Source organism: Nonomuraea thailandensis, from assembly GCF_024172165.1.
Classification (GTDB): Bacteria; Actinomycetota; Actinomycetes; order Streptosporangiales; family Streptosporangiaceae; genus Nonomuraea; species Nonomuraea thailandensis.
Genome location: NZ_JAMZEB010000002.1, coordinates 3,855,429 through 3,878,615 on the forward strand (window position 1 = coordinate 3,855,429; position 23,187 = coordinate 3,878,615).

Sequence of the window (23,187 nt, forward strand, 5' to 3'; positions counted from 1 at the left end):
CGCTCCACCGCCGCCGCCCGGACCTCACCAGCCGGCGGCGAACCCGCCGCCACCCGCAAGGGCCTGCCGGCTAATAACCCGTCCATCGGGCGCGCCGCACGCCGCACGACGACCGGCCGCCACCCACCGGCGCCCGGCGAAACCCGCCGCCACCCGGCAGGCCCTCCAGCAGGACGCAGCGTCGAGCGCAGTACAGGACGTAGCGCAGGACGTAGCGCAGGACGTAGCGCAGGACGCAGCTCAGGACGCCGCGCATCGGCACGCACCCCTCCGCCCGGCCGGCGGCGATCAGCCCCGCCCGCGCGGCGGACTCCGGCGCGCCGCCGAACGGCAGGCGCCACAACAGCCGTTCCTCTACCTAACATGAGGCGTAACTCCAGTCGATCAGCGCCGACCGGCGCCCGGCCCCGGAGCCGCACACACCCCGAAACGCCCGCGCCGATCAGGCGGGCGAGGCCACCACGACCACGCCCCTGGCCGTCGCCACCCAGCGTATGTCCCGCCCCCGCCGCGAGTCTGCCCTGGTCACGAAGCCACGACAAGATTTGACCCGCGCATGGCACGCCCCCGGCCCGCCCTTGACCGACACTCCCTCCCGTAAACGACAAAAAGGCGCCCCAGCCGCCGGAACGGCCAGGACACCCACCCGCGCCTACGCCCGCCGCACCGGCTGCCGCAGCACCGTACGCGGAGACGGATCATCCAGCGCCGTCAGATACACCTCATGATGCGGCCCGTTGACCACCAGCCCCCGCTCCGCCATGAACGCCTCCATCACCGCCAGCGACCGGTACTCCTCGCTGAACGGCCCCTCATGCAACACCTCCACACACTCCCCCTCCGTGAAAGACGACACCACGACCCGATCCACCGCCGCCCCCGAACCCCGCGCCCCCTCACGCGCCCGCTCCAGAGCCCCCGCGACCTCCGCCCCCGCAGCCGGCAGCAGCAGATGCCACCGCCACCGCTCCCGCGCCACCATCAGCGGCGGCCCCTCCTCCTCCACCCACCACAACCCCTCCAACGGCCCCGAAGCACCACCCAGCGCCGACGCCACCGCGTACAACGCCCCGATCGCCGACACGTGCTCCACACCACCCGGCTCCCCCACCCCCGACACGCACAGCCGCGACACCCGGCCACACGACACCAGCTCCGCCCTCACCACGACTCCTCCTCCACACACACCAGCAGACGCGTCACCAGCTCCTCCGGAGCCGTCACCGCCGGATCCGACACGTACACCTCACGAACAGCGCCCCTCACCACATGCCGCCGCTCCGCACACCACGCCAGCACCGCATGCGCCGTCAACGAGATCTGGTCGTACGGCCCCACATGCGTCGCACACGCGAACACCCCGCCCGGCAACACCCCCACCTCCACCCCCTCAGCCGCCCGCCACCCCTCCTCCAGCACCACCGCCACCGAAACCTCCACCACCTCACCCAGATCCACCGGGAACAACCCCACCAGCCGCACCGCCCCCTCCCCCGAGAACCCACCCGCCAGCAACCGCGCCACCGCCACCGACGTCGCCCGCCCGATGTCCTCCGGCCCCGCCGCCCGCTCCCGCACCACCGCCACCCGGCGCGCGGGCTCGGCCACCAGCCGCACCGGCGCCGCCGGCAACCCCTGCGCCATCACCCGCTCCAGCGCCGCCAGCGTCCGCCGCCGCCGCACCAGCTCCGCCTCCAGCGCATCCCGCACCCCCGCCAGCACCCCCGCAGCCTCCTCCGGCGCCCCCGACAACACCTCACCCACCACCGGCAACGGCACATCCAGCGACCGCAACAACCCGATCGACAACGCCGCCCGCGCCTGCGACGCCCGGTAATACCGGTAACCCGTCTCCGCATCCACATACGCCGGCCGCAACAACCCCAGCTCGTCGTAATGCCGCAACTGCTTCACACTCAACCGGCCCAGCCGGGCGAACTGCCCGATCGGCAGCAACTCCTCGTCCACGCCCACCAGCATGACCCCTCCCACAAGGGGAGAGTCCACCCCGGCTTGACCCCCACCCGACGGCAGCCCCCAAGCTGGAAGACATGAGCTTCTCCGTGGGCCAGGTCGCCAGACTCGCCGGCATCACCGTCCGCACCCTCCACCACTACGACGAGATCGGCCTGCTCACCCCCGGCGAGCGCACCCGCTCCGGCTACCGCCGCTACACCGACGACGACCTCACCCGCCTGCAGCAGATCCTCCTCTACCGCGAGCTCGGCTTCCCCCTCGACGAGATCGCCGTCATCCTCGACGAACCCGCCGCCGACGAGCTCACCCACCTGCGCCGCCAGCACGAGCTCCTCACCGGCAAGGCCGCCCGCCTGCACGAGGTCATCACCGCCGTCGAACGCGCCATCACCGCCCGCACCGCCGGCATCACCCTCACCCCCGAAGAACGCTTTGAGATCTTCGGCGACTTCCGCCCCGAAGACCACGACGCCGAAGCCGAGCGCCGCTGGGGCCACACCGACGCCTACACCCAGAGCCGCCGCCGCGTCGCCGCCTACACCAAAGCCGACTGGCTCCAGCTCAAAGCCGAAGCCGCCACCATCACCGACGACCTCGCCGCGGCCCACAAAGCCGGCCTGCCCGCCGACGAGACCCCCGCCATGGACATCGCCGAGCGCCACCGCGGCCACATCACCCGCTGGTTCTACGACTGCCCCCACGACCTGCACCGCTGCCTCGGCGACCTCTACGTCGACGACCCCCGCTTCACCGCCGTCTTCGACGCCGTCACCCCCGGCCTGGCCGCCTACCTGCGCCACGCCATCCACGCCAACGCCCGCCGCCACACCCCCTGACCCGCATACATACCCTTGCAGGCATATAACTAGACCGGTATATTCGCCGCATGCCCTTCGACGTGCTCGCCGAACCCGCACGACGCCACATCCTCGACCTCCTCCTCCAACGCCCCCACCAGGTCGCCGAACTCACCCACCACCTCGGCCTCACCCAACCCGGCACCAGCAAACACCTGCGCATCCTCCGCCAAGCCGGCCTCGTCACCGTCCGAAAAGACGCCCAACGCCGCTGGTACGAACTCCGCCCCCAACCCCTCGCCGAAATCGACGCCTGGCTCACCCCCTACCGCAGACTCTGGAACACCGCCCTCGACAACCTCGAACACCACCTCGACACCCTGCCCGACACCCTGCCCGACACCCTGCCCGCCGCCACGGAAGACGACCCCACCCCATGAACGAGACCCTCACCCTCCACCCCGACGGCCGCACCACCCTCACCCTCCAACGCCGCCTCCCCCACCCACCCCACAAGGTCTGGCACGCCATCACCCAGCCCGAACACCTCGCCGCCTGGTTCCCCGCCGACGTCACCATCGACGGCGACCGCATCGGCTACGGCTTCGGCCCCGACGGCCGCATCACCACCAACGACCCACCCCGCACCTTCGCCCACACCTGGGGCGAGGACGAACTACGCTGGCACCTCACCCCCGACGGCGACGGCACCCTGCTCACCTTCACCCACACCTTCACCGACCGCCACGGCGCCGCCAGCTTCGCCGCCGGCTGGCACACCTGCATCCAAGCCCTGCACGCCCACCTCGACCAACGCCCCAGCCACCTGCCCGACCAGCCCGACCCCGCCCACTCCGCCCGCCTCCACGAGGACTACATCGCCATCCTCGGCCTGCCCTCCACCACCGTCGACCGCGACACCGTACGCGTCGAACGCCAGCTCACCCGCCCCGCCGAAGACGTCTGGCAGCTCCTGCACGGCCCCGACGCCACCCCCGGCACCCCGCCACCGGCCCCCTTCACCGTCCCGACCCTCCGGCCCGGGCCGGTCACCCGCGCAGAGACCGCCAAACTCCTGGAGTACGACACCCCCGACGGCTCCGTCCGCTGGGAGCTCACCCAGGGCACCGGCCAGGGGCCGCGCCTCATCATCACCTGCACCGGCGACCCCGCCACGGCCGACGCCTGGCGCATCCGCGTCGAAGACCTCGCCGCCTCCCTCATCGTCTGACAGGGGTTGAACGAAAGAAGGGCGAGGGATTTTGTCCATACCCTCGCCCTTTACGTTGTAGATTACTAAGCGGTCAAGCCCAGCACCGCGGCCGTCACCGCCCGCGCCCGCGCCGGCGCCACCAGCAGATCCGTCGAATCCGACAGCTGATCCACGCACCCCGTCACCGGCAGTCCCCTGATCACCGGATCCGACACCGAAGCCATCAGCGCCTCCACGAACCGCCCCGCCCCGATCACCTGGAACGGCCGGTCGAAGAACCCCCGCACCCCCTCATCCAGCCGCTCGGCCAGCGCCACCCGGTTCTGCAGCGCCGCCACCCTCCCGTACGCGGCCGACAAGCCCGTCTCCCGCTCCCGCCAGGAGCGGGCCGCCACCGCGGCGCCCAGGGACTCCCCCAGCTCGGTCGAGCCCGGCAGCCGCGCCAGCGCGCTGCCCAGCCATTTCGCATACGGCGGGTACCGTCTGCGCAGCAGCAGCGCCAGCCGCATCACCTCCCGCGCCAGCCGTGCCCCCAGCACCGCCGACCCCAGCTCGTCGCCCACCTCCCCGCACCGGCCGACGAACGGCTCCTCCTGGCAGATCCGCTGCCATTGACACGCCAGCACGTAGCGCCACACGTCGTGCGGGTACCAGCGCAACGCCGCCCTGGCCGCCTCCAGGCCCGGCTCGCCCAGCCCGTCGGAGAACACCTCGCCGCCGGTCACCTCCGCCAGGCGCTGCCACGGCGCCGACAACCAGTCCAGCAGCGTCACCCCCCGCCGCGGATCGAAACCCAGCCGGTCCACCAGCCACTGGCCCAGATCCATCACCGTCACCCCCGGCCGCACCCGCTCGTGATAGGCGAACACGGTCGGGAAGCCGCCGAACCGGTCGGGCAGCCCCGCCACCACCTTCGCCTCCACCTCGGCCACCCGCTCCGCGGCCACGAACAGCAGCACCCGCGGCCCCCAGTCATGATCCGCCGACCGCGCCGTGTCGAACTCCAGCACTTCCGAGCCCGGCCCGATCAGCGCTGCGCTATGCGGAACTCCCGACACCAAGGGCGCCACGACCTCGCCGTAGAAGGCGCGCGACAGCTCGATACCAGGTACAAAGTTGGACATCACTCCGTCAACTCTGCACGAGCGCCGCCGGAACCTCATCCGAATTAACGCCACCACGGGATCGGCTCCGGTGATCACCCCGGACGGCCCCCCTTCGGCAGGCTTCATCCGCCAGGCACGCCCGTCAGACCCGCCCGTCAGACCGTGTGTCGCACTCCGTCCGTCAGGCTCCACAGGGCCGCCACCAACGGCCGCCGCAGATCGGCCCGCCGCACGCACAACCCCACCGCCAGCGGCGCCGGCGCCGGATCGGCCGCCACCACCCGCACCCGGTCACGCATCACGCTCGTCTCCAGCACCATCCGCGGTACGATCCCCGTCCCGTACCCGAGCGCGACCAGCGCCAGCAGCGCCTCGTGCCCCTCCGGCTCGGCCACCACCTCCGGCCGCCACGGCAGCCGCCCCCGCAACCACCGGTCGGCCGCCTCCCGCACCAGTCCGCGCCGAGGCAGCACGAACGGCCCCTCCAGCCCCGCCTCCGCCGTCCCCGCGACGAACACCAGATCCGTCACCGCCACCGTCCGGCTCACCAGCGACGCCGGCAACCGGCCCGGGATCGCCGCCACCGCCGCGTCCACCTCCCCCTCATCCAGCCGCGCCAGCGCCGCCGCCGCGTCCCCCGTACGCAGATCCACCCGGATCCGCGGATGCGCCGCCCGGAACGGCGCCAGCAGATCCGGCAGCAACGCCTGGCAGGCCGTCACCGTCGCGAACAGGCCCAGCCGCCCCGACAACTCCCCCGGACCCACCTCCCCCTGCCGGTAGGCGTGCCACAGGTCCACCGCCGCCACCGCGTACTCCCGGAAGCGCCGCCCCTCGTCCGTCAGCGCCACCCCGCGCGGCCCCCGGTCGAACAACCGCTGCCCCAGCCGCGCCTCCAGCCGCTGCACCAGCCTGGTCAGCGTCGCCGGGCTCACATGACAGTCCTGACTCGTCCTGCCGAAGCTCAGCGTCCGCGCCAGATGCAGGAAAACCCGCAACTCGCGATGCTCCTCCATACCGCCCCACCTCAGGTGTTCCGCTTCACGCAACGCCCCGCTGCACAGGTTGCGCTTGCCGCGGGATCGCAGCGGATCCTACAACTGACGCCATGACCTCCCCCGGCAACTCCTTCACCTCCGCCGTCTTCCCTCTGCAGACCATGGACGTGCCCGGCGGCACCGAAACGGTCCTGCCGGGCGGCAGGCACCTGTTCCCGCTGCTGCCCGCCGCGTTCGCCGGCGTCCGCCGGATCGGCGTCATCGGCTGGGGCCCCCAGGGCCGCGCCCAGGCGCTCAACCTGCGCGACTCCCTGGCCGGCACCGGCATCCAGGTGGCCGTCGGCCTGCGCCCCGGCTCCGCCTCCGCGCCCGACGCCCGCACCCACGGCTTCACCGAGCACGACGGCACCCTCGGCGACTGGCTCGACGTCACCGCCACCAGCGACCTGGTCATCCTGCTCATCGCCGACGCCGCCCTGGCCGCCCACCACCAGGAGATCTTCGCCGCGCTGCGGCCCGGCGCCGCCATCGGCCTGTCCCACGGCTTCCTGCTCGGCCACCTGCGCGCCACCGGCGGCGCGTTCCCCGACGGCCACGACGTCATCGCCGTCTGCCCCAAAGGCATGGGCGACTCCGTGCGCCGCCTGTACGAGCAGGGCGGCCACGTCGGTGGCGCCGGCATCAACGCCAGCTTCGCCGTGCACGCCGACCACAGCGGCCGCGCCGCCGACCTCGCGCTCGGCTGGTCGGTGGCGCTCGGCTCCCCCTACACCTTCCGCACCACGCTCGCCGGCGAATACCTCTCCGACATCGCCGGCGAGCGCGCCATCCTGCTGGGCGCCGTCCACGGCCTCGTCGAAGCCCTGTACGGGCACTACCGGCTGGCCGGCGACGACCCCGCCACCGCCTACGAACGCTCCTGCGAATCCCTCACCGGCCCCATCCGGCAGACCATCTCCCGCTCCGGCCTGACCGCCGTCCGCGACCGGCTCGGCCCCGGCGCCCGCGACACCTTCGACCGCGCCTACACCGCCGCCTACGGCCCCGCCAGGGAGCTCGTCGCCGAGATCTACGACGAGGTCGCCGACGGCACCGAGCTGCGCAGCGTCATCCTCGCCGAACGACGTCTGGCCGACCGGCCGATGAGCCGCATCAGCGGCTCGCCCATGTGGGCCGCCGGCCGGCCGGTGCGCGCCGGCCGCGCCGGCCGCGCCGGCCGGGAGACGGACGTCGAGCCGTTCACGGCCGGGCTGTTCGTGGCCACGATGATGGCCCAGGTGGACGAGTTCGCCGAACGCGGCCACCCGTGGTCGGAGATCGTCAACGAGTCGGTGATCGAGGCCGTCGACTCGCTGCTGCCGTACATGCACGCCCGCGATGTCGCGTACATGGTGGACAACTGCTCCCGCACCGCGCGGCTCGGCGCGCGCCGGTGGGGGCCGCGCTTCCAGGCCGCCTACGAGCAGATCGCCTTCCCGGCCGCGAGCGCTCCCGCCGACGGCGACCTCGTGTCCGCCTTCACCGGCCACCCCGTCCACCAGGCGCTGGCCGCCGCCGCGAAACTACGGCCCTCGGTGGACATCTCCGTGCCCGTCGCCTGACCCGGGGCGGCGCCGGCGAGCAGGCGGTCGGCGCCGAGCCAGGACAGCGGCACGGACGCGGTCACGGCGGCGCCATCCCCATACGCGCGCAGCAGTACCGGGAGGGATCAGGCCACGTACGCGGCCAGCACCCGTCTGCGCCGATACCCGATCCCCTCGTACACCCTGATCGCCGCCGCGTTCCCGTCGTCCACCATCAGCGCCGCCCGCCCGCGCGCCGCCACCAGCTCCCGCGACACCCACCGGCACACCAGCCCGGCCAGCCCCCGCCCGCGCAGGGACGCCCGCGTGGCGACCCCCGCCACCAGCCCCACCGTCGGCGCCGACCACGCCTCGGCCGCCACCGCCGCCAGCACCCCGTCCACCCGGACACCCGCCCACCGGCTCACCCCGGCCGCGCCGGGCACCGCGTACGAGTGCGGCGCGTCGGCCGCCAGCAGCTCCGCCACCTCTACCCCCGCACCGCCGTCCAGCCAGCCCACACCCCCGCCCGGCGCCGGCACCTGACCGGACAGGCTCATCCAGGAGAACTCCGCCGCCTCCCGCACGCCGTCCACCTTCGCGGCCACCCGCCGCACCAGCTCCACCTCACCCAGCGGCCGGTACGTCGGCCCCAGCTCGCCCAGCGCGTGCCGCACCAGCCCCACCGCGTCCGACGCCTCCCCCCACACGGCTAACCGGTCATGCCGCGACACCGCCGGGCTGGCGGCCACGACCGCCCCGCCCAGCGCCCACGCCCGGCTGCCCCCGGACAGGCCCTGCGCCGCCCACACCACCAGATCGTCGTCCCCGCACGCGGCCCGCACCTCGTCCAGGGAACGCAGATCTCTGATCACAAAATCGCGCCGGGACGGTACGCGGCCGCCTCCGGGTACGCCGCCACGACCTCGCCCACCTGCTGCGAGACCGCCTCCACCTGGTCGGCCGCCGCCCCGGTGAACGACACCCGGTCCGCCAGCAGCTCCTCCAGCCGCGCCCGGTCCAGCGGGAACCGCTCGTCGGCGGCCAGCAGGTCCAGCAGCTCGTTCGCCGCCCCGCGCGAGCGCATCGCCAGCGCCGCCGCCACCGCGTGCTCCTTGATCAGCTCATGCGCCTGCTCGCGGCCCACCCCGGCCCGCACCGCCGCCATCAGCATCTTCGTCGTCGCCAGGAACGGCAGGTAACGGCCCAGCTCGGCGGCGATCACCGCCGGGAACGCCCCGAACTCGTCCAGCACCGTCAGCATCGTCTCCACCAGCCCGTCGAAGGCGAAGAACGCGTCCGGCAGCGCCACCCGCCGCACCACCGAGCAGGACACGTCACCCTCGTTCCACTGGTCGCCCGCCAGCTCGCCCACCATCGAGGCGTAACCGCGCAGCACCACGGCCAGGCCGTTCACGCGCTCGCAGGAGCGGGTGTTCATCTTGTGCGGCATCGCCGAGGAGCCGACCTGCCCCTCCTTGAACCCCTCGGTCACCAGCTCGTGCCCGGCCATCAGCCGGATCGTCTTGGCCAGCGACGACGGCGCCGCCGCCAGCTGCACCAGCGCCGTCACCACCTCGAAGTCCAGCGACCGCGGATACACCTGCCCCACGCTGGTGAAGCGGTGCTCGAACCCCAAGTGCGCGGCCACCCGCCCCTCCAGCTCGGCCAGCTTCCCGCGATCACCGCCCAGCAGGTCCAGCATGTCCTGCGCGGTGCCCACCGGCCCCTTGACGCCCCGCAGCGGGTAACGGCCGATCAGCTCCTCCAGCCGCCGGAACCCCACCAGCAGCTCGTCGGCCGCCGTCGCGAACCGCTTGCCCAGCGTCGTCGCCTGCGCGGCCACGTTGTGCGAGCGGCCCGCCATGACCGTGGCCTCGTGCTCCTCGGCCAGCGTCGCCAGCCGCGCCAGCAGCGCCACCACCCGGTCCCGCACCAGCAGCAGGCTGTCGCGCACCTGGAGCTGCTCGACGTTCTCGGTCAGGTCGCGCGAGGTCATGCCCTTGTGCACCTGCTCGTGCCCGGCCAGCGCGTTGAACTCCTCGATGCGCGCCTTCACGTCGTGCCGGGTGACCCGCTCCCGCGCCGCGATCGACTCCAGATCGACCCGCTCGACCACCTTCTCGTAGTCGGCGACCGCCCCTTCGGGCACCGCGATCCCCAGCTCGGCCTGTGCCCGCAGCACCGCCAGCCACAACCGCCGCTCGGCGATGATCTTGTACTCGGGCGACCACAGGCGCGCCAGCTCCGCCGAGGCGTAGCGGCCGGCCAGGACATTGGGGATACGCGGCTTGGAAGTCACGTTCGACAAGTGTATTCACCCCGCTCCGGCCACCTGACGCCTTCCCCCGTCGTTGAGTCTGTTGTCGACGGCGGGATGGTGGATCGTCCCGATCCCAGCGCCTTTACAGCGTAGATCAATCCGATCCAGGCACAGATCGTTTCCGCTAGAGTGATCGCCTCAGGGTGGGACGTTCACTGACCAGCGGAGGGCTTCGTGCGTTCACTTCGTCTCCTCGCCCCCGTAGCCGCCCTGCTCGCCTCCACGCACCTCCTCGCCGCCCCACCCGCCGCCGCTGCCCGCCCGGAATCCCTCACCCCCGTGATCGCCGCTGTCAAACGCCAGTTCGCGAGCAAGAGCGGCGTACGCTTCACCGCCAAGTCGGTGGAAAGGCTGGTCGGCATCGTCACGACCAGCACCTCCTCCGGCGCGTACCGCCTCACGGCCTCGGGGGTGTCGGCCTCCGACGTCACGGAGGTCGACGAGGAAGGCCGGCGCTTCCGCTTACGCACGGTCGGCCGCGCCAGCTACACCCAGGACGACAGGTACGACCCCCTGCCCAAGGGCAAGAAGTGGCGCGCACGGGGGTACTCACCGAACTACCAGTGGAAGGACGATCTGGTCGACGGGATCAACCTCGGTTTCCTGGCACTGGCCGCCGCCCAGGACCACAGCGCCACCGACGGCGGAACCGTCGAAGGCACGCCCTGCACCCTCCTGCGGGGAACGGTGACCGTCGCCGGCCTCGGCACGACCCAGCCGGGCGTCAGGTTCAGCACCGAGGAAGGCGGTTTCACCGGAGGGACGATCTCGTGGCGGCTCTGGGTCGGCCCCGATCGCCTGCCGAGGCGCTTCCACGCCGTGATCACCTGGGACAACGCCCCCGAGGAGAAGGACGACGGCTTCGACTACATCAAGCAGAACAAGATCTACCGGGATTGGGGAGCCGGCTTCACCATCACCCATCCGCCTGGCAAGTCCGTCGCTCCCGACAACTGGTGAACCGCGCCACGCTGGACGGCGCGGCCCTTGGGTGACGAAGCGGGCACCGTGACGTAACGTCGGTTCATGGATGAGCAGCACGGGGCGATAGAGGCAGCGCTGGCACCCGTCCGGGAGGCCTTCGGCGCGCTCGACGCCGACCTGACGCTCGACGAGCTGCGCGTGGCCGTCCGCAGGCTCCACACCGCGACCGAGCAGGCCGACGACGACCTGCGCGAGATCAAGCTCGCCGACCAGCCGCGCTTCTCACCGCCGGAATGACGCATGGGGCGCTACTTCGTGGCCCCGGGCGGGCTCCGCATCCAGCCGGTGGACGTGCTGCCCAGCAACGCGCACTGGGTCTTCGTCCGCATGATCGCACCCGACGTGCGGCCGGGCGAGGTGTGGTACCTCGTGACCCAGGGCGGCGCCGCCGTCGGCCGGCTGCCGGGCTACTACCAGCTGCACGAGCTGACCGACCTGCTGGAGACACTGGGGCTCACCCTCGCCGATCTCCGTGAGGCGGGTGACGACGCGGAGACCGGCACGGCGTGAACCTCCGCCCTCCTCGCGCCCGGCGCCGGCCGCAGCCGGAAGCCCGGCTACCGGGCCTGGCACCGCTCCGGTGACGGCTTCCACCTGGGCGCGGTCCGCGATCGACGGTGTTCTCCTCATGGCCCGGCCGACGTGTTGCGCGACGGGCTCGACGCGCTGACCTCAGGGGCGGGTCACGAGAATGCCGTCGTCATCGCTGAACAGCTCGGCTCCCGGCTCGAAGACGACCCCGCCGAACGTGACCGGGACGTCGCGCTCGCCGACACCCGACTTGCCGCTCTTACGCGGGTTGGAGCCCAGTGCCTTGATGCCCAGATTCAGCTCGCGCAGGGCGGCGACATCGCGTACAGCACCGTTGATGACCACCCCCTCCCAGCCGTTGGCGACGGCCAGAGCGGCGATGACGTCGCCCATGAGCGCGGTGTGCACCGAGCCGCCGCCGTCGACCACCAGGACGCGCCCCTCACCAGGCTCGCCCAGAACGCTCTTGAGCAGCGCGTTGTCCTCATGACAGCGCACCGTGGCGATCGTCCCGGCGAAGGAGCGGCGGCCGCCGTACTGGGAGAGCTGGAGGTCGCAGGAGTCGAGCTGGTCACCGCGCTCGTCGTAGAGGTCAGCGGTCACGATGTCCATGGCGCGGCCCTTTCTTCCCGTGGCTGTTGTCGTTCGTGATCGTAGCGGTGCGGTCGATCCCGAAACCCAGCGCCTTTACATCGTAGATTTATAACGAGGCTTCTCACGGCAGGCCCGGCAATCCGGGCTCTCGACGTCAAGAGAAGTGCAAGTATGCGCCCCCCGCATGCCCCTCCACCTCAGATGAAGCCGGGATGAAGCGGATCTGAGGCTGCTCTCGCATTGGATGGCCCTGTTCGAGATCTCCTCATCTCTCTCGGAGCAATCATGCGAATTCGGACATCCGCCTCCATGCGCTCGGCAATCGCCACCCTCTCGCTGGCCACCATGGCGGCGGTTGCGCTGCCCGCATCAGCCGCCACCGCCGAGCCGCAGCCCGCCGCGCAGTTCCAGTGCGGCTTTCACGTGGACGGCAACCTCAACGCACTGTACGGGCACTGCGATGCGCCACCTCGGACCGACATCGTCATCAACGTCGAACTGGGCTGGGGTGGCGACAGCGGCAACTACGACAAGTGCGTCAAGCCAGGCCTCACCACGCTAGGGAAGTATCCCAGCATCTGGTACGCCAAGTACACGGGCAGGCTGTGCTCAGCCGGGTAGGCGACCGAGCCGCACCCACGGGCGGCTGATCAGCGCGACCTGGCCGTAGCGCCCGGCGAGGTCAAGCGACCCCGCCGGGCGTTCACCACGGCGTCAGGCGACCGTCAGGCCGGCTGGCCGGCCAGGTTCTCCTTGCCGGCCTCCTCGCCGCTCCGCTCCCCGCCCTGCGACCCGGCCGCGTGGCGCGGCCCCCGGTCGCGCTTCCTGGTGACCACGACGTACAGCGTCGGGACCAGGACCAGGGTCAGCAGCGTCGAGGAGATCAGGCCGCCGATCACCACGATGGCCAGCGGCTGGGAGATGAACCCGCCGGAGCCGGTCACGCCCAGCGCCATCGGCGTCAGCGCGCAGATCGTGGCCACCGCCGTCATCAGGATCGGCCGGAGCCTGCGCCGGCCGCCCTCGATCACCGCCTCGACCACGCCCATGCCCTGATCGCGGTACTGGTTGATCAGGTCGATCAGCACGATCGCGTTCGTCACCACGATGCCGATCAGCATCAGCATGCCGATCAGGGCCGGCACGCCCAGCGCCGTGTCGGTCGCCACCAGCAGGCCGATCGCGCCCGTGGCCGCGAACGGGATCGACACCAGCAGGATCACCGGCTGGATGAAGCTGCGGAACGTCGCCACCATGATCAGGAACACGATCGCGATCGCCGCCAGCATCGCCATGCCGAGGTCGGAGAACGCGTCGGCCTGGTCCGCCGACACGCCGCCGATCTCGTACGACGCGCCCGACGTCAGCGCCAGCCCGTCGAGCTTCGTGGTCAGCTCCTGCGTCACCGCGCCGAGGTTGCCCGAGTCCTCGGCCTTGGCCGAGACCGTCGCGGAGCGCTCGCCGTCGATCCTGGTCACCTGCGTCGGCCCGGCCACCTCGCGCACGTCGGCCACCGACGACAGCTTCACCGTGCCGCCGGCCGTGGCCAGCTTCAGGTCCTCGATCGCCTTGACGTCGTCCGGCGCGTCCGCGCCGCGCAGCACCAGGTCGCTCGCGCGGCCGTCCAGCGTGATCTGGCCCAGCGGGGCGCCGCGGAAGGCCTGCGCCACCGCCTGCCCGACCTGCGCCTCCGACAGGCCGCGCTCGGCGGCCTCCTCGCGGTCGACCACGACCTCGACGCGCGGGGCGCTGGTCTCCAGGTTCGACGACAGGTCGCGCAGCCCGGACACCTCGCCCATGGCGGTCTTCACCGCGTCGGTCGCGGTGCGCAGCGTCTCGTTGTCGGGCGCCTGCACGATCACCTCGATCGTGTCGGAGGCGAACCCGCCGCCGCTCGCGCCGCCGACGGTGACCTCGCCGACCCCCGACAGGCCGGCGACCTTGTCGCGCAGCTCCTGCTCGATCCTGGCCGTGTCGGCGTCCTCATTCAGGGTGACCGAGTACGACGCCCGGTCGGCACCGCCGCCGGTGCCGCCCATCATGGCGTTGCCGCCGCCGACGTTCACCTGGTAGGTGTCGACGCCGTCCTGACCGGCCAGCACGTCCTCGACCTTCTTGGCCGCCTTGTCGGTGGTCGCCAGGTCCGTGCCCACCGGCATGCGCTGCGAGATCGACAGCGTGTTCTGCCCGGAGGAGTCCAGGAAGTTCGTCTGCAGCCCGCCGGCCAGCCCCATCGTGCCGATGAACACCGCCACGCCGATGAGGATCGTCACCAGCTTGAACCGCGTGGCGAAGCGCAGCACGGGCAGGTAGGCCCGCTGCAGCGGCGAGCGCAGCTCCTTGGCCTCGGCCTCGTCGCGCTGCTTGCGCGCCTCCTCCGGCGTCAGGTCGGGCGACTTGAGGAACCAGAACGCCAGCACCGGCACCACGGTCAGCGACACCACCAGCGAGGCCAGCAGCGCCACCGTCACCGTGATCGCGAACGGGCTGAACAGCTCGCCCACCATGCCGCCGACCATCGCGATCGGCGCGAACACCGCCACCGTCGTGAGCGTCGAGGCCGTGACCGCGCCCGACACCTCGCGCACCGCCGTCAGGATGGCCTGGAGTTTCGCCTCGCCGTAGGCGAGATGCCGTTTGATGTTCTCCAGCACCACGATCGAGTCGTCCACGACCCGGCCCACGGCGATCGTCAGCGCGCCCAGCGTCAGCATGTTGAGCGAGTAGTCGCCCGCCCACAGCGCGATCAGCGCGATCACGACCGACAGCGGGATCGACACGGCCGTCACCAGCGTCGAGCGCACCGACAGCAGGAACACCAGGATGACCAGCACCGCGAAGATCAGGCCCAGCAGGCCCTCGGTGGTCAGGCTCTCGATCGACTGCTCCACGTACGGCGCCTGGTCGAACACCACCGACACGGCCGTGTCCGAGCCGTCGCCCAGCGCCTTGGTCAGCTCGGGCAGCTTCTCGGCGACCGCGTGGGAGATCGCCACCGCGTTGCCGTCGGGCACCATCGTCACCGAGACGCCGAGGCTGGTCTTGCCGTCGGTACGGGTGATCGTCGTGGCGTCCGCCAGCCCGCGCGTGATCGTCGCGACGTCGCCCAGCTTGACGGGCTTGGGCGGCTTGGGCTGCGCCACCGGCTGCTGCGGAACCTGCGCACGCCCCTGCGCCTGCGCCTGGGCGGCCTGCGCCCGGGCCGCGGCGGCCTGCTGGGCCTGCGCCTGGGCGGCGGCCTGCTGCTGCGCGGCCGTCGGCTGAGCAGGCGTCAGGTAGAGGTTCTTCAGCTTGTCCACCGAGTCGACCCGCGAGCCGACCTGCACCGACAGCGACTTGTTGTCCGCGGTCAGCGTGCCGGCCGGGATCGGGGTCCCGTTCGCCCGCAGCACCTCGGGGATCTGCGCCGCCGACACGCCCTTCTCGGCCATCTTCTTGGCGTCGGGCTCGATCGTGACGACCTCGTCGCGGGTGCCGGTGACCTCGGCCTCCCGTACGCCTTCGACGCCCTGGATCTCGGGCACCACGATGCGGCGCAGCTTGTCGGCCATCGCCCGCTCGTCACCACCGTCGCCCACCGCCAGCACCAGCACCGGGATGTCGTCGGTGTTGCCCGCAACCACCTGCGGGTCCACGCCGTCCGGCAGCGCCACCCTGCTGATGGCCTGCTGCATCTTGTTCAGCGAGGACTCGACGTCGGTGCCGTACTCGAAGGCGACCTGGATCTGTGCCAGGCCCTCCTTCGAGGTCGAGGTCATCTGCTCCATCCCGGCAAGCCCCTGGAAGGAGTCCTCGATCGGGGCGGTCACCTGATCCTCTACGATCTCAGGCGACGCACCCGGATACGACGCGATCACGAACGCGCCCGGGAACGACAACGACGGCAGCAACTGCTGCTTCAACTGCGGAATCGTGAACGCGCCGAACGCGCTGAGCACGACCGCCACCAAGATGACAAGGCTCCGGTTGACCAGGCTCAACCGAGCAAATGCGGTCATAGGGTCCCCCTCCAAGAGTTCGCCCTAGACTAACACTTTGCCTTGCACGAATATTTAGATCACTCAAGCGTTCCTGATAACCTTCTCAGGAAGCGAGAGGTGAGCGTGAGCAACGAACGCGAAGACCTGATCCGCCGGATCACCGACACACAGCGAGGCCTGGCACGGCTGTTCGCTCAGCACCAATCCCCCCTGTTCAGCTCCAACCTCACCATGAGGCAGCTCAAGGTCGTCATGGTCCTGTCCATGAACGGCTCCGCCTCAGGACAGGACCTGGCCCACAATCTCGGCGTCGGTCTCGGCACCGTGACCGGCATCGTCGACCGCCTCGTCGCCCACGGCCTCGTCAGCCGTCACGAGGACCCCCATGACCGCCGCGTCCGCCGCGTCGAGCTCACCCCCGCCGGCGCCGGCCTCATCGAGGAGATCAACAACGCCGGAATCCAGCAGTACCGGCGCATCATGGAGCACCTCGACACCGAGACCCTGCGCACCCTCGAGCACGTCAGCCGGAAGATCGGTGAGGTCGCCGCCAAGCTCGCCCCGGACAGGGCTCCCGTCCCCGACGAGCTCACCCCCGACAACGGGTGACCCCCTCTCCGGGTTCCCGGGCCGGCGCCTTTACGTTGTAGATTTCTACGCCAGGCGGGAGAGCACCGGCGGCAGGTCGCCCTCGTGCACCACCGTCAGCCGCCGCGTGGCCCGCGTCACCGCGACGTACAGATCCTGGCCGCCCAGCGGCGACTGCCCGATGATGCCGGCCGGATCCACCACCACGACCGCGTCGAACTCCAGCCCCTTGGCCTGCCCCACCGTCAGCACCACCACCGGCGCGTCCAGGTCCCCCGCCGGGAACAGCCGCGCCACCTCCGCGTGCCGCGCGTCAGGCGTCAGCACGGCCACGCGGCCCTGCTCCTGCCCCGCCCCGATCTCCGCCAGCTCCCCCGCCACCAGCTCCGGCAGCCCGGACACCGGCGTGCGCACCGCGCGCGGCTCCGCCTCGCCCTCGCGCACCGACTCCGGCGGCTCCTGCCCCGGCGCGAACGCGCGCAGCACGTCCGCCGCGACCCGCATGATCTCCACCGGGGTGCGGTAGTTGACCAGCAGCCGCTCCTCCCGCCAGCGGCCCGCAAGGTACGGGTCCAGCACCTCGCCCCACGAGCGCGCGCCCGCCGCCGAGCCCGTCTGCGCCACGTCGCCCACCACGGTCAGCGACTTGGCCGGCACCCGCCGCATGATCATCCGCCAGGCCATCGGCGACAGCTCCTGCGCCTCGTCCACGATCACGTGCCCGTACGCCCAGCTCCGGTCGGCCGCCGCCCGGTCCGCGGTGGTCAGGCCCAGGCCCTCGTCGGCGTGCCGCCCGGCCAGCACGTCGGCCCGCTCGAAGATGCCCGACTCCGCCACGCCCGTCACGGTCAGCACCTCCCGCGCGTACAGCTCCTGCTCGGCCTGCTCCTCGCCGGCCGCCCTGGCCGCCACCCGCCGCGCCGAGTCGTCCTCGCCCAGCAGCTCGGCGGCCTCGTCCAGCAGCGGCACGTCCCCCACCGTCCACGCGGCGTCCGGCGGGCGCAGCAGCGGTCTCCAGTCGAGCCCGGGCGGCGCCGCCTGCCGCAGCGCCTCCGCGTCCGACAGCAGGCCCGCGATCATGGACTGCGGTGTCAGCTCCGGCCAGAGCCCGTCCACCGCGCGGCGCACCGCCGGCTCGCCCCACAACCGCCGCGAGGCCAGCTCCAGGTCCAGCTCGTCCAGGTCGCCCTCCAGGTCGAGCGGCTCGCTCAGCTCCGGCTCGCCCTCGATCACCAGGTCCTCGATGTGCAGCGACTCCTCCAGCGCCCGCGCCTCGGCCCTGGCCAGCTCCTTGAGCAGCTCGGTGACGTACAGCTTGCGGGCCATGTTGTGCGGCAGCCGCACCGCGCGGGCCCGCTCGCGCAGCCGTACGCACGTCTCGTGCGGCACCCGCAGCCGCAGCCCGTCCAGCTCCACCACCAGCTCGCCCTCCGGCACGCGCCGCAGCCGCTCCAGCGCCGCGGCGACCAGCCCGGCCATCCGCGCGTCGCCCTTGACCACCGCGGTCGCCGGCTCGTCGGCCGCCGCCGCCCGCACGCCGGGGAACATCTCCCCCACCGTGGTCATCACCACCTGCGTCTCCCCCAGCGCGGGCAGCACCTGGCCGATGTAGCGCAGGAACATCGGGTTCGGGCCGATCACCAGCACGCCGCGCCGCTCCAGCGTGTCGCGGTGGGTGTAGAGCAGGTACGCCGCGCGGTGCAGCGCCGCCACCGTCTTGCCGGTGCCGGGACCGCCCTGCACCACCAGCGCCCCCTGCAGCGAGGCCCGGATCACCCGGTCCTGCTCGGTCTGGATGGTCGCCACCACGTCGCCCATCCGGCCCGTACGGCCCCGGCGCAGCGCCGCCAGCAACGCCGCCTCGCCCACCAGCGTGCGCCGGTCGCCCTCGCTCATCCCCTCCAGGTCGAACACCTCGTCGTCGATGCCGACCACCAGGCGGTCCTTCAGATGCAGGTGGCGCCTGCGCACCAGCCCGCCCGGGTCGGTGGCCGTGGCCACGTAGAACGGCCGGGCCGCCGGCGCCCGCCAGTCGATCAGGGCCGACTCGTGCGCCTCGTCGCGCAGGCCGATCCTGCCGATGTACGTGCTGCGCCCCGCGGCGTCGTCGATGCGGCCGAAGCACAGGCCCCGCTCGACCGCGTTGAGCTGCGCCAGCCGCCGCGCCTGCTCCGAGGCCAGCACCTCGCGCTCCACCCGCGCCTGGCGGGTGACCGCGACGCCGCCGGCGGCGTACACCTCGCGCAGGGTGCGCTGGGCGCTCTCCCTGGCGGCGTCGAGCCGCCCGTAGAGCCACGACACGGTGCGCTGCTCGGTGTCAAGGGCTTGCGCGAGACCATCTTGACGATTAGTCATTCGGTGGTATACTCCTAACAGGAGGTATGTGATAGCTCGCAGTAGAGAATGGCAATGTTCGAGCTTAGACCCGCGCGTCGCCGCGCGCAAACCCCTCTGTCGGCCCCCTGTCGGCCCCTCCTGTCGGCGCTTCGCGTCCCCGCAGCTCAGCCCGTACGGGCAGCGAACGGTTGATCGCCCCCATCTCGCCGCATCCCGAAACGAGCAAGCCGGCTACGCCGGAACAGCTTCTGGCTGCCGACACGGCACCGCCCCGCGGGATCCAGCCCGCGGGGCGGTGCCGCTCAGCCGTTTGCCGCCGTGATCAGTTGCTCGGCTGATCGGCGGGCTCGGACACCGGCGGTTCGGGCAGGGGCTGCCCGGCGGCCCGGCGGGTGTCGCGCCTGGACTTGATCATGCTGGCCACCGTCGTGACGGTGAGCACGGTGACGATGACCGCCAGCGAGAGCCAGTTGTTGATCTCCGGGACCCAGGTGACGTGCTCGCCGCCGTTGATGAACGGCAGCTCGTTCTCGTGCAGGGCGTGCAGGACGAGTTTCACGCCGATGAAGGCCAGGATGACCGCCAGGCCGTAGGTGAGGTAGACGAGCTTCTCCACCAGCCCGCCGAGCAGGAAGTACAGCTGTCTCAGCCCCATCAGCGCGAACGCGTTGGCCGCGAAGACCAGATAGGCGTCCTGGGTGATGCCGAAGATGGCCGGGATCGAGTCGACCGCGAAGACCAGGTCCGCGCCGCCGATGGCGACGATGACGATGAACATCGGGGTCAGCAGGCGGCGGCCGTCCTGCTTGATGGTCAGCCGGGAGCCGTGGTAGGTGTCGGTGACCGGGAACAGCCTGCGGACCAGCCGTACGACGCCGCCGTTGGGGTCGTACTCCTCGTCGTCGTTGTGGTTGAAGGCGAACTTCCACGCGGTGTAGATGAGGATGCCGCCGAAGAGCCAGAAGATCCAGCTGAAGCGCTGTACGGCCTGGGCGCCCACGCCGATGAAGATCCCGCGCATCACCAGCGCCATCATGATCCCGATGAGCAGCACGCGGTGCTGGTGGATCGCGGGAACGGCGAAGTTCGCCATGATGAGCATGAAGATGAACAGGTTGTCGACGCTCAGCGTGTACTCGGTGATGTACCCGGTGATGTAGGAGGCCGCGTGCTCGCTGCCGCCGAAGATCCACACGGCTGCGCCGAAAGCGACGGCACAGCCGATGTAGAAGGTGATCCACCGGGCCGACTCGGCGATCGTGACCTTGTGGGGTCTCCTGTTGACGATGAACAGGTCGAGGAGGATGAGTCCGAGCAGGGCGGCGATGGTGGCCGCCCACAGCCATGCGGGCACGGACAGGGGTGGGGGCATGATGCTCCTCCGACTTGGCGTTGACACGTCCGTCGGAGGTCTTCTCCGCCCGCGTCGTCGCGGACCGACCGCACCGGGCCCCGAAGGCGGGTCCGTGATGACGACGCGGCCGCGAAGGAGTACTCCCCTCCACTTCGCCTGTGATCATACATACTGAATGCAGTATGCGATATCCATCTCAGAGGGTCGGCGAAGGGACCTCCTGAGCTCTGTCACCGTACTTCATACCGCGCGATCTCCCCCACGCAGGGGACAGATCGCCACTCTGGCCCGCGCCTGCCGCCGGCGCCGCCGCGACGCCTGAGCTCCTTCACTGCGGGCGGGTCAGCCCGTGCCCTCCGTACGGCGGAACAGCGCCGACAGCAGGAACGGGGCGCCGAAGAGCGCGCCGCCCGGCGGCTGGCGCACCATCGGCCGCAGCTCCACCTCGGTGTAGTCGGAGAACAGCCACCGCAGCTCGCCGGGCGTGTAGGCCAGGCCGCCGTGCAGCTCACCGTCGCGGTACAGCTCCTCGTCGCTCTTCTCCGACCCCATGCCGCCGGCCGCGAAGCAGGTGAGGGCCAGGTGCCCGCCCGGGGCCAGCACCCGCTCCAGCAGCGCGCGGTAGCTGACCCGGCGGTGTGGCGGCAGGTGGTGCAGGCAGCCGGAGTCGTACACCAGGTCGTACGGGCCCGCGACCTCCGGCGAGGTGAACGCGTCGCCGCACACGAAGCGCACCTCGGCCCCCGCCTCCCCGGCCCGCTCCCGCCCCCACGTCACCGCGGCGGGCGACAGGTCCACGGCGTCCACCTCGAACCCGAGCGACGCCAGGTGCACGGCGTTCCTGCCGGGCCCGCACCCCAGGTCCAGCGCGCGCCCGGGCTTCAGCAGCCCCCGGTCCAGGTAGGAGACCAGGCTCTCGTCCGGCCCCGGTACGAAGAACGGGACCGGCTTGGACCGGTCGGCGTAGAAGCCGTCCCACCAGGTGGAGGCGTTGCCCGTCCACCGGTCGGCCTCCGAGGCGAACATCCGGTCCATGAGGGCCAGGACGTCGTCGATCGTACGAATGGTGCGGTTCACTCGGGATCTCCAGAACAGGGCGGCCGCCCCGCGCGGCCGGACCTCATGATCCTACGGCCAGCGATCCCTGTCGCCCCTGGTCAGAGCACGTTTCCCGGGGTGTCGCGACAGGCCCGGGAACGGCCGCTGACACCCGTGTCCCGGCACCCCGCCCTCCCCTTCGCGACGGCCGGTCGGCGCCCGCCCTCCTGACCCCGGCGGCCGGGGACGGGCATCTCAGCGGCGCCGGGGCGGCCCGCCAGGACACGGCGGGCTGTGGTTTCGCTCACACCGGCCCTCGTGGCGGCCGGTCGGGCGCGGGGTGCTAGCTTCATCGACCATGTCCGACTATCTGCGGGAGCTGTTCTCCCTTCACGGCCGGCGCGCGCTGGTGACCGGCGGCAGCTCCGGAATCGGGTACGCCGTCGCCGAGGCGATCGGGCGCGCCGGGGCCGAGGTCGTGGTGGTGGCCCGCAGGGAGACCGAGCTCGACAAGGCCGTCACCCGGCTGCGCGAGCACGGCGTGAGCGCGTCCTGGATCAGTGCCGACCTCGGCGACCGCGCCGACGTGCGGCGGGTGTGCGAGACGGCCGGCGCCATCGACATCCTGGTCAACGACGCGGGCAACAACATCCGCAAGCCCATGGCCGAGCTCACCCTGGACGACTTCGAGCGCACCATGGCCGTCAACTTCACCGCCCCGTACCTGCTCGGCCAGCACTACGGGCCGCGGATGGCGGAGCGCGGCTGGGGCCGCATCATCAACGTCGGCTCGCAGCAGTCGGTCAGCGCCTTCGGCGACAGCGGCATCTACGGCGCCGCCAAGGCCGGCCTGGCGGGGCTGACCCGCTCCCAGGCCGAGGCGTGGTCGGCGGCCGGGGTGTGCGTCAACACGATCATCCCGGGGTTCGTGCTGACGCCGCTGACCGAGCCCGCCCAGGCCGTCCCCGGCCGGGTCGAGGCGCTGGCGGCCCGGCACATGGTGGGGCGCAACGGGGTGCCGGAGGACTTCGAGGGTGCCGCGGTGTTCCTGGCGGGGAACGCCTGCGCGTTCGTCACCGGCCAGATGCTCTTCGTGGACGGCGGCTTCGCCGTCCACTAGCCGCACCGGCCGGTGACCGCGGCGCTCCGCGGCCGGAGGCAGGCGCCGGGTCACAACGGCTGCGCGGTCACCGGGCGACGGCCTGCTCCCTGAACGTGCCGCGCGCGTCGACGACCGGGACGCAGGTGGGTGGGATGGACCGGCCGGGCGCCTTTACGTTGTAGATCAAGTGCGGCGGAACTCCCGTTCGCCCACACCCTCACGCCAGGCGGCGATGACGATCTCGTTGCCCTGCACCCTCGTCCAGGCCACCTCGGTCAGCTCGATCCGGAACAGGTGCGAGTCGGCGTCGGGCAGCCCGAACGAGGCCAGCACCCCGGCGTCGGTGATCTCCACCGCGCGCCCGGACAGCTTCAGGTCCCCCTCCCACGAGGACGGGTCGGCCTGGTCGGGGTCGCGCGAGGTGACGTGGAGGGCCATGCGGGGATCGCGGCGCAGGTCGGCGGCCTTCACCGCGCGGGCCATCGAGCCCGTCCACAGCTCGCCGTCCTTGAAGCTCGTCTCGACGCCGCTCACCCGGGGCGAGCCGTCCTTGCGCAAGGTCGCCAGGACCTTGTGCGTGTAGGTGTCCATCAACCGGCGGGCGGCCTTGGCCAGCTCCGGCGCCTGGGTCTCGAACTCCTGCCATGAAGCCATGACCCTCATCATGACGGCCGGAGCCGACAGAATCCGCCTCGTTCCTGAA

The 23,187-nt window shown here is 71.7% G+C and carries 23 protein-coding genes; 10 read left to right on the top strand and 13 right to left on the bottom strand.

Going from position 1 to position 23,187, the window contains the following annotated elements:
* Positions 1 to 70: 70 nt before the first annotated feature.
* The 3 genes from HD597_RS21370 to HD597_RS64650 form a co-directional block, all read right to left on the bottom strand.
* Positions 71 to 343 carry a hypothetical protein gene (locus tag HD597_RS21370; RefSeq protein WP_253744442.1) on the bottom strand — a complete coding sequence of 91 codons (273 nt, stop codon included), beginning with the start codon at positions 341 to 343 and terminating at the stop codon, positions 71 to 73.
* A 309-nt stretch (positions 344 to 652) separates the two neighbouring features.
* Entirely contained in the window at positions 653 to 1,168 is a 516-nt protein-coding gene (locus HD597_RS21375) for a hypothetical protein (protein WP_253760005.1), read from the bottom strand.
* Positions 1,162 to 1,980: a MerR family transcriptional regulator gene (locus HD597_RS64650; RefSeq protein ID WP_276082981.1), complete on the bottom strand. Its 819-nt coding sequence runs from the start codon at positions 1,978 to 1,980 to the stop codon at positions 1,162 to 1,164. The genes HD597_RS21375 and HD597_RS64650 overlap by 7 nt, the downstream gene beginning before the upstream one ends.
* 71 nt (positions 1,981 to 2,051) lie before the next feature.
* Between HD597_RS64650 and HD597_RS21390 the strand changes: the two genes are divergently transcribed.
* Genes HD597_RS21390 through HD597_RS21400 form a run of 3 tightly spaced genes read left to right on the top strand, consistent with a single transcriptional unit; the run spans position 2,052 to position 4,005 of the window.
* Positions 2,052 to 2,813 carry a MerR family transcriptional regulator gene (locus tag HD597_RS21390; RefSeq protein ID WP_253744443.1) on the top strand — a complete coding sequence of 254 codons (762 nt, stop codon included), beginning with the start codon at positions 2,052 to 2,054 and terminating at the stop codon, positions 2,811 to 2,813.
* Positions 2,814 to 2,863: 50 nt separating this feature from the next.
* Positions 2,864 to 3,214 (top strand): ArsR/SmtB family transcription factor, encoded by a 351-nt coding sequence (locus tag HD597_RS21395; RefSeq protein ID WP_253744444.1) that lies wholly within the window; start codon positions 2,864 to 2,866, stop codon positions 3,212 to 3,214.
* On the top strand, positions 3,211 to 4,005 hold the full coding sequence (locus HD597_RS21400) for an SRPBCC domain-containing protein (RefSeq protein WP_253744445.1): 795 nt from the start codon (positions 3,211 to 3,213) through the stop codon (positions 4,003 to 4,005). Before HD597_RS21395 ends, HD597_RS21400 begins: the two co-directional genes overlap by 4 nt.
* A gap of 65 nt (positions 4,006 to 4,070) precedes the next feature.
* On the opposite strand, the gene HD597_RS21405 is transcribed toward HD597_RS21400, so the two are convergent.
* Both HD597_RS21405 and ilvY read right to left on the bottom strand, forming a co-directional pair.
* Entirely contained in the window at positions 4,071 to 5,111 is a 1,041-nt protein-coding gene (locus HD597_RS21405) for a DUF4037 domain-containing protein (protein WP_253744446.1), read from the bottom strand.
* A 137-nt stretch (positions 5,112 to 5,248) separates the two neighbouring features.
* The gene (gene ilvY / locus HD597_RS21410) at positions 5,249 to 6,109 is read right to left on the bottom strand and encodes an HTH-type transcriptional activator IlvY (RefSeq protein WP_253744447.1); all 861 of its coding nucleotides are present in this window, start codon (positions 6,107 to 6,109) and stop codon (positions 5,249 to 5,251) included.
* 92 nt (positions 6,110 to 6,201) lie between these two features.
* Between ilvY and HD597_RS21415 the strand changes: the two genes are divergently transcribed.
* Positions 6,202 to 7,692 carry a ketol-acid reductoisomerase gene (locus HD597_RS21415; RefSeq protein ID WP_253744448.1) on the top strand — a complete coding sequence of 497 codons (1,491 nt, stop codon included), beginning with the start codon at positions 6,202 to 6,204 and terminating at the stop codon, positions 7,690 to 7,692.
* 107 nt (positions 7,693 to 7,799) lie between these two features.
* Here HD597_RS21415 and HD597_RS65890 read toward each other — a convergent pair whose 3' ends face one another.
* Together HD597_RS65890 and purB are read right to left on the bottom strand one after the other, a co-directional pair.
* Positions 7,800 to 8,528 (bottom strand): GNAT family N-acetyltransferase, encoded by a 729-nt coding sequence (locus HD597_RS65890; protein WP_253744449.1) that lies wholly within the window; start codon positions 8,526 to 8,528, stop codon positions 7,800 to 7,802.
* Complete coding sequence (gene purB / locus HD597_RS21425) at positions 8,525 to 9,955, bottom strand: adenylosuccinate lyase (RefSeq protein ID WP_253744450.1); 1,431 nt, start codon at positions 9,953 to 9,955, stop codon at positions 8,525 to 8,527. The genes HD597_RS65890 and purB overlap by 4 nt, the downstream gene beginning before the upstream one ends.
* Positions 9,956 to 10,150: 195 nt before the next feature.
* On the opposite strand from purB, the gene HD597_RS21430 reads away from it, so the two are divergent.
* The 3 genes from HD597_RS21430 (at position 10,151) to HD597_RS21440 (ending at position 11,470) form a co-directional block, all read left to right on the top strand.
* The gene (locus HD597_RS21430; RefSeq protein ID WP_253744451.1) at positions 10,151 to 10,936 is read left to right on the top strand and encodes a hypothetical protein; all 786 of its coding nucleotides are present in this window, start codon (positions 10,151 to 10,153) and stop codon (positions 10,934 to 10,936) included.
* Between the two features lie 66 nt (positions 10,937 to 11,002).
* On the top strand, positions 11,003 to 11,197 hold the full coding sequence (locus HD597_RS21435) for a hypothetical protein (RefSeq protein ID WP_253744452.1): 195 nt from the start codon (positions 11,003 to 11,005) through the stop codon (positions 11,195 to 11,197).
* A 3-nt stretch (positions 11,198 to 11,200) separates the two neighbouring features.
* Complete coding sequence (locus HD597_RS21440; RefSeq protein WP_253744453.1) at positions 11,201 to 11,470, top strand: hypothetical protein; 270 nt, start codon at positions 11,201 to 11,203, stop codon at positions 11,468 to 11,470.
* 162 nt (positions 11,471 to 11,632) lie between these two features.
* Here HD597_RS21440 and rraA read toward each other — a convergent pair whose 3' ends face one another.
* Positions 11,633 to 12,103 carry a ribonuclease E activity regulator RraA gene (rraA, locus tag HD597_RS21445; protein ID WP_253744454.1) on the bottom strand — a complete coding sequence of 157 codons (471 nt, stop codon included), beginning with the start codon at positions 12,101 to 12,103 and terminating at the stop codon, positions 11,633 to 11,635.
* Positions 12,104 to 12,370: 267 nt separating this feature from the next.
* Here rraA and HD597_RS21450 point away from each other — a divergent pair, with 267 nt between their 5' ends.
* Positions 12,371 to 12,706 carry a DUF6355 family natural product biosynthesis protein gene (locus HD597_RS21450; RefSeq protein WP_253744455.1) on the top strand — a complete coding sequence of 112 codons (336 nt, stop codon included), beginning with the start codon at positions 12,371 to 12,373 and terminating at the stop codon, positions 12,704 to 12,706.
* A 104-nt stretch (positions 12,707 to 12,810) separates the two neighbouring features.
* On the opposite strand, the gene HD597_RS21455 is transcribed toward HD597_RS21450, so the two are convergent.
* Complete coding sequence (locus HD597_RS21455; RefSeq protein WP_253744456.1) at positions 12,811 to 16,083, bottom strand: efflux RND transporter permease subunit; 3,273 nt, start codon at positions 16,081 to 16,083, stop codon at positions 12,811 to 12,813.
* A gap of 105 nt (positions 16,084 to 16,188) precedes the next feature.
* Between HD597_RS21455 and HD597_RS21460 the strand changes: the two genes are divergently transcribed.
* Positions 16,189 to 16,674, top strand: coding sequence for a MarR family winged helix-turn-helix transcriptional regulator (locus HD597_RS21460; protein ID WP_253744457.1), 486 nt, complete (start codon positions 16,189 to 16,191; stop codon positions 16,672 to 16,674).
* Between the two features lie 45 nt (positions 16,675 to 16,719).
* Here HD597_RS21460 and HD597_RS21465 read toward each other — a convergent pair whose 3' ends face one another.
* From HD597_RS21465 to HD597_RS21475, 3 genes are all read right to left on the bottom strand, one after another.
* Positions 16,720 to 19,008, bottom strand: a complete 2,289-nt coding sequence (locus tag HD597_RS21465) for a HelD family protein (protein ID WP_253744458.1) — start codon at positions 19,006 to 19,008, stop codon at positions 16,720 to 16,722.
* Positions 19,009 to 19,312: 304 nt separating this feature from the next.
* A complete protein-coding gene (locus tag HD597_RS21470) occupies positions 19,313 to 20,362 on the bottom strand; it encodes a TerC family protein (protein ID WP_253744459.1) in 1,050 nt (349 codons plus the stop codon).
* Positions 20,363 to 20,686: 324 nt separating this feature from the next.
* Entirely contained in the window at positions 20,687 to 21,421 is a 735-nt protein-coding gene (locus HD597_RS21475) for a class I SAM-dependent methyltransferase (protein ID WP_253744460.1), read from the bottom strand.
* Positions 21,422 to 21,740: 319 nt separating this feature from the next.
* Between HD597_RS21475 and HD597_RS21480 the strand changes: the two genes are divergently transcribed.
* Positions 21,741 to 22,502: an SDR family NAD(P)-dependent oxidoreductase gene (locus HD597_RS21480; protein ID WP_253744461.1), complete on the top strand. Its 762-nt coding sequence runs from the start codon at positions 21,741 to 21,743 to the stop codon at positions 22,500 to 22,502.
* A 165-nt stretch (positions 22,503 to 22,667) separates the two neighbouring features.
* Here HD597_RS21480 and HD597_RS21485 read toward each other — a convergent pair whose 3' ends face one another.
* Positions 22,668 to 23,138, bottom strand: a complete 471-nt coding sequence (locus HD597_RS21485; RefSeq protein WP_253744462.1) for a pyridoxamine 5'-phosphate oxidase family protein — start codon at positions 23,136 to 23,138, stop codon at positions 22,668 to 22,670.
* Positions 23,139 to 23,187 lie beyond the last annotated feature (49 nt).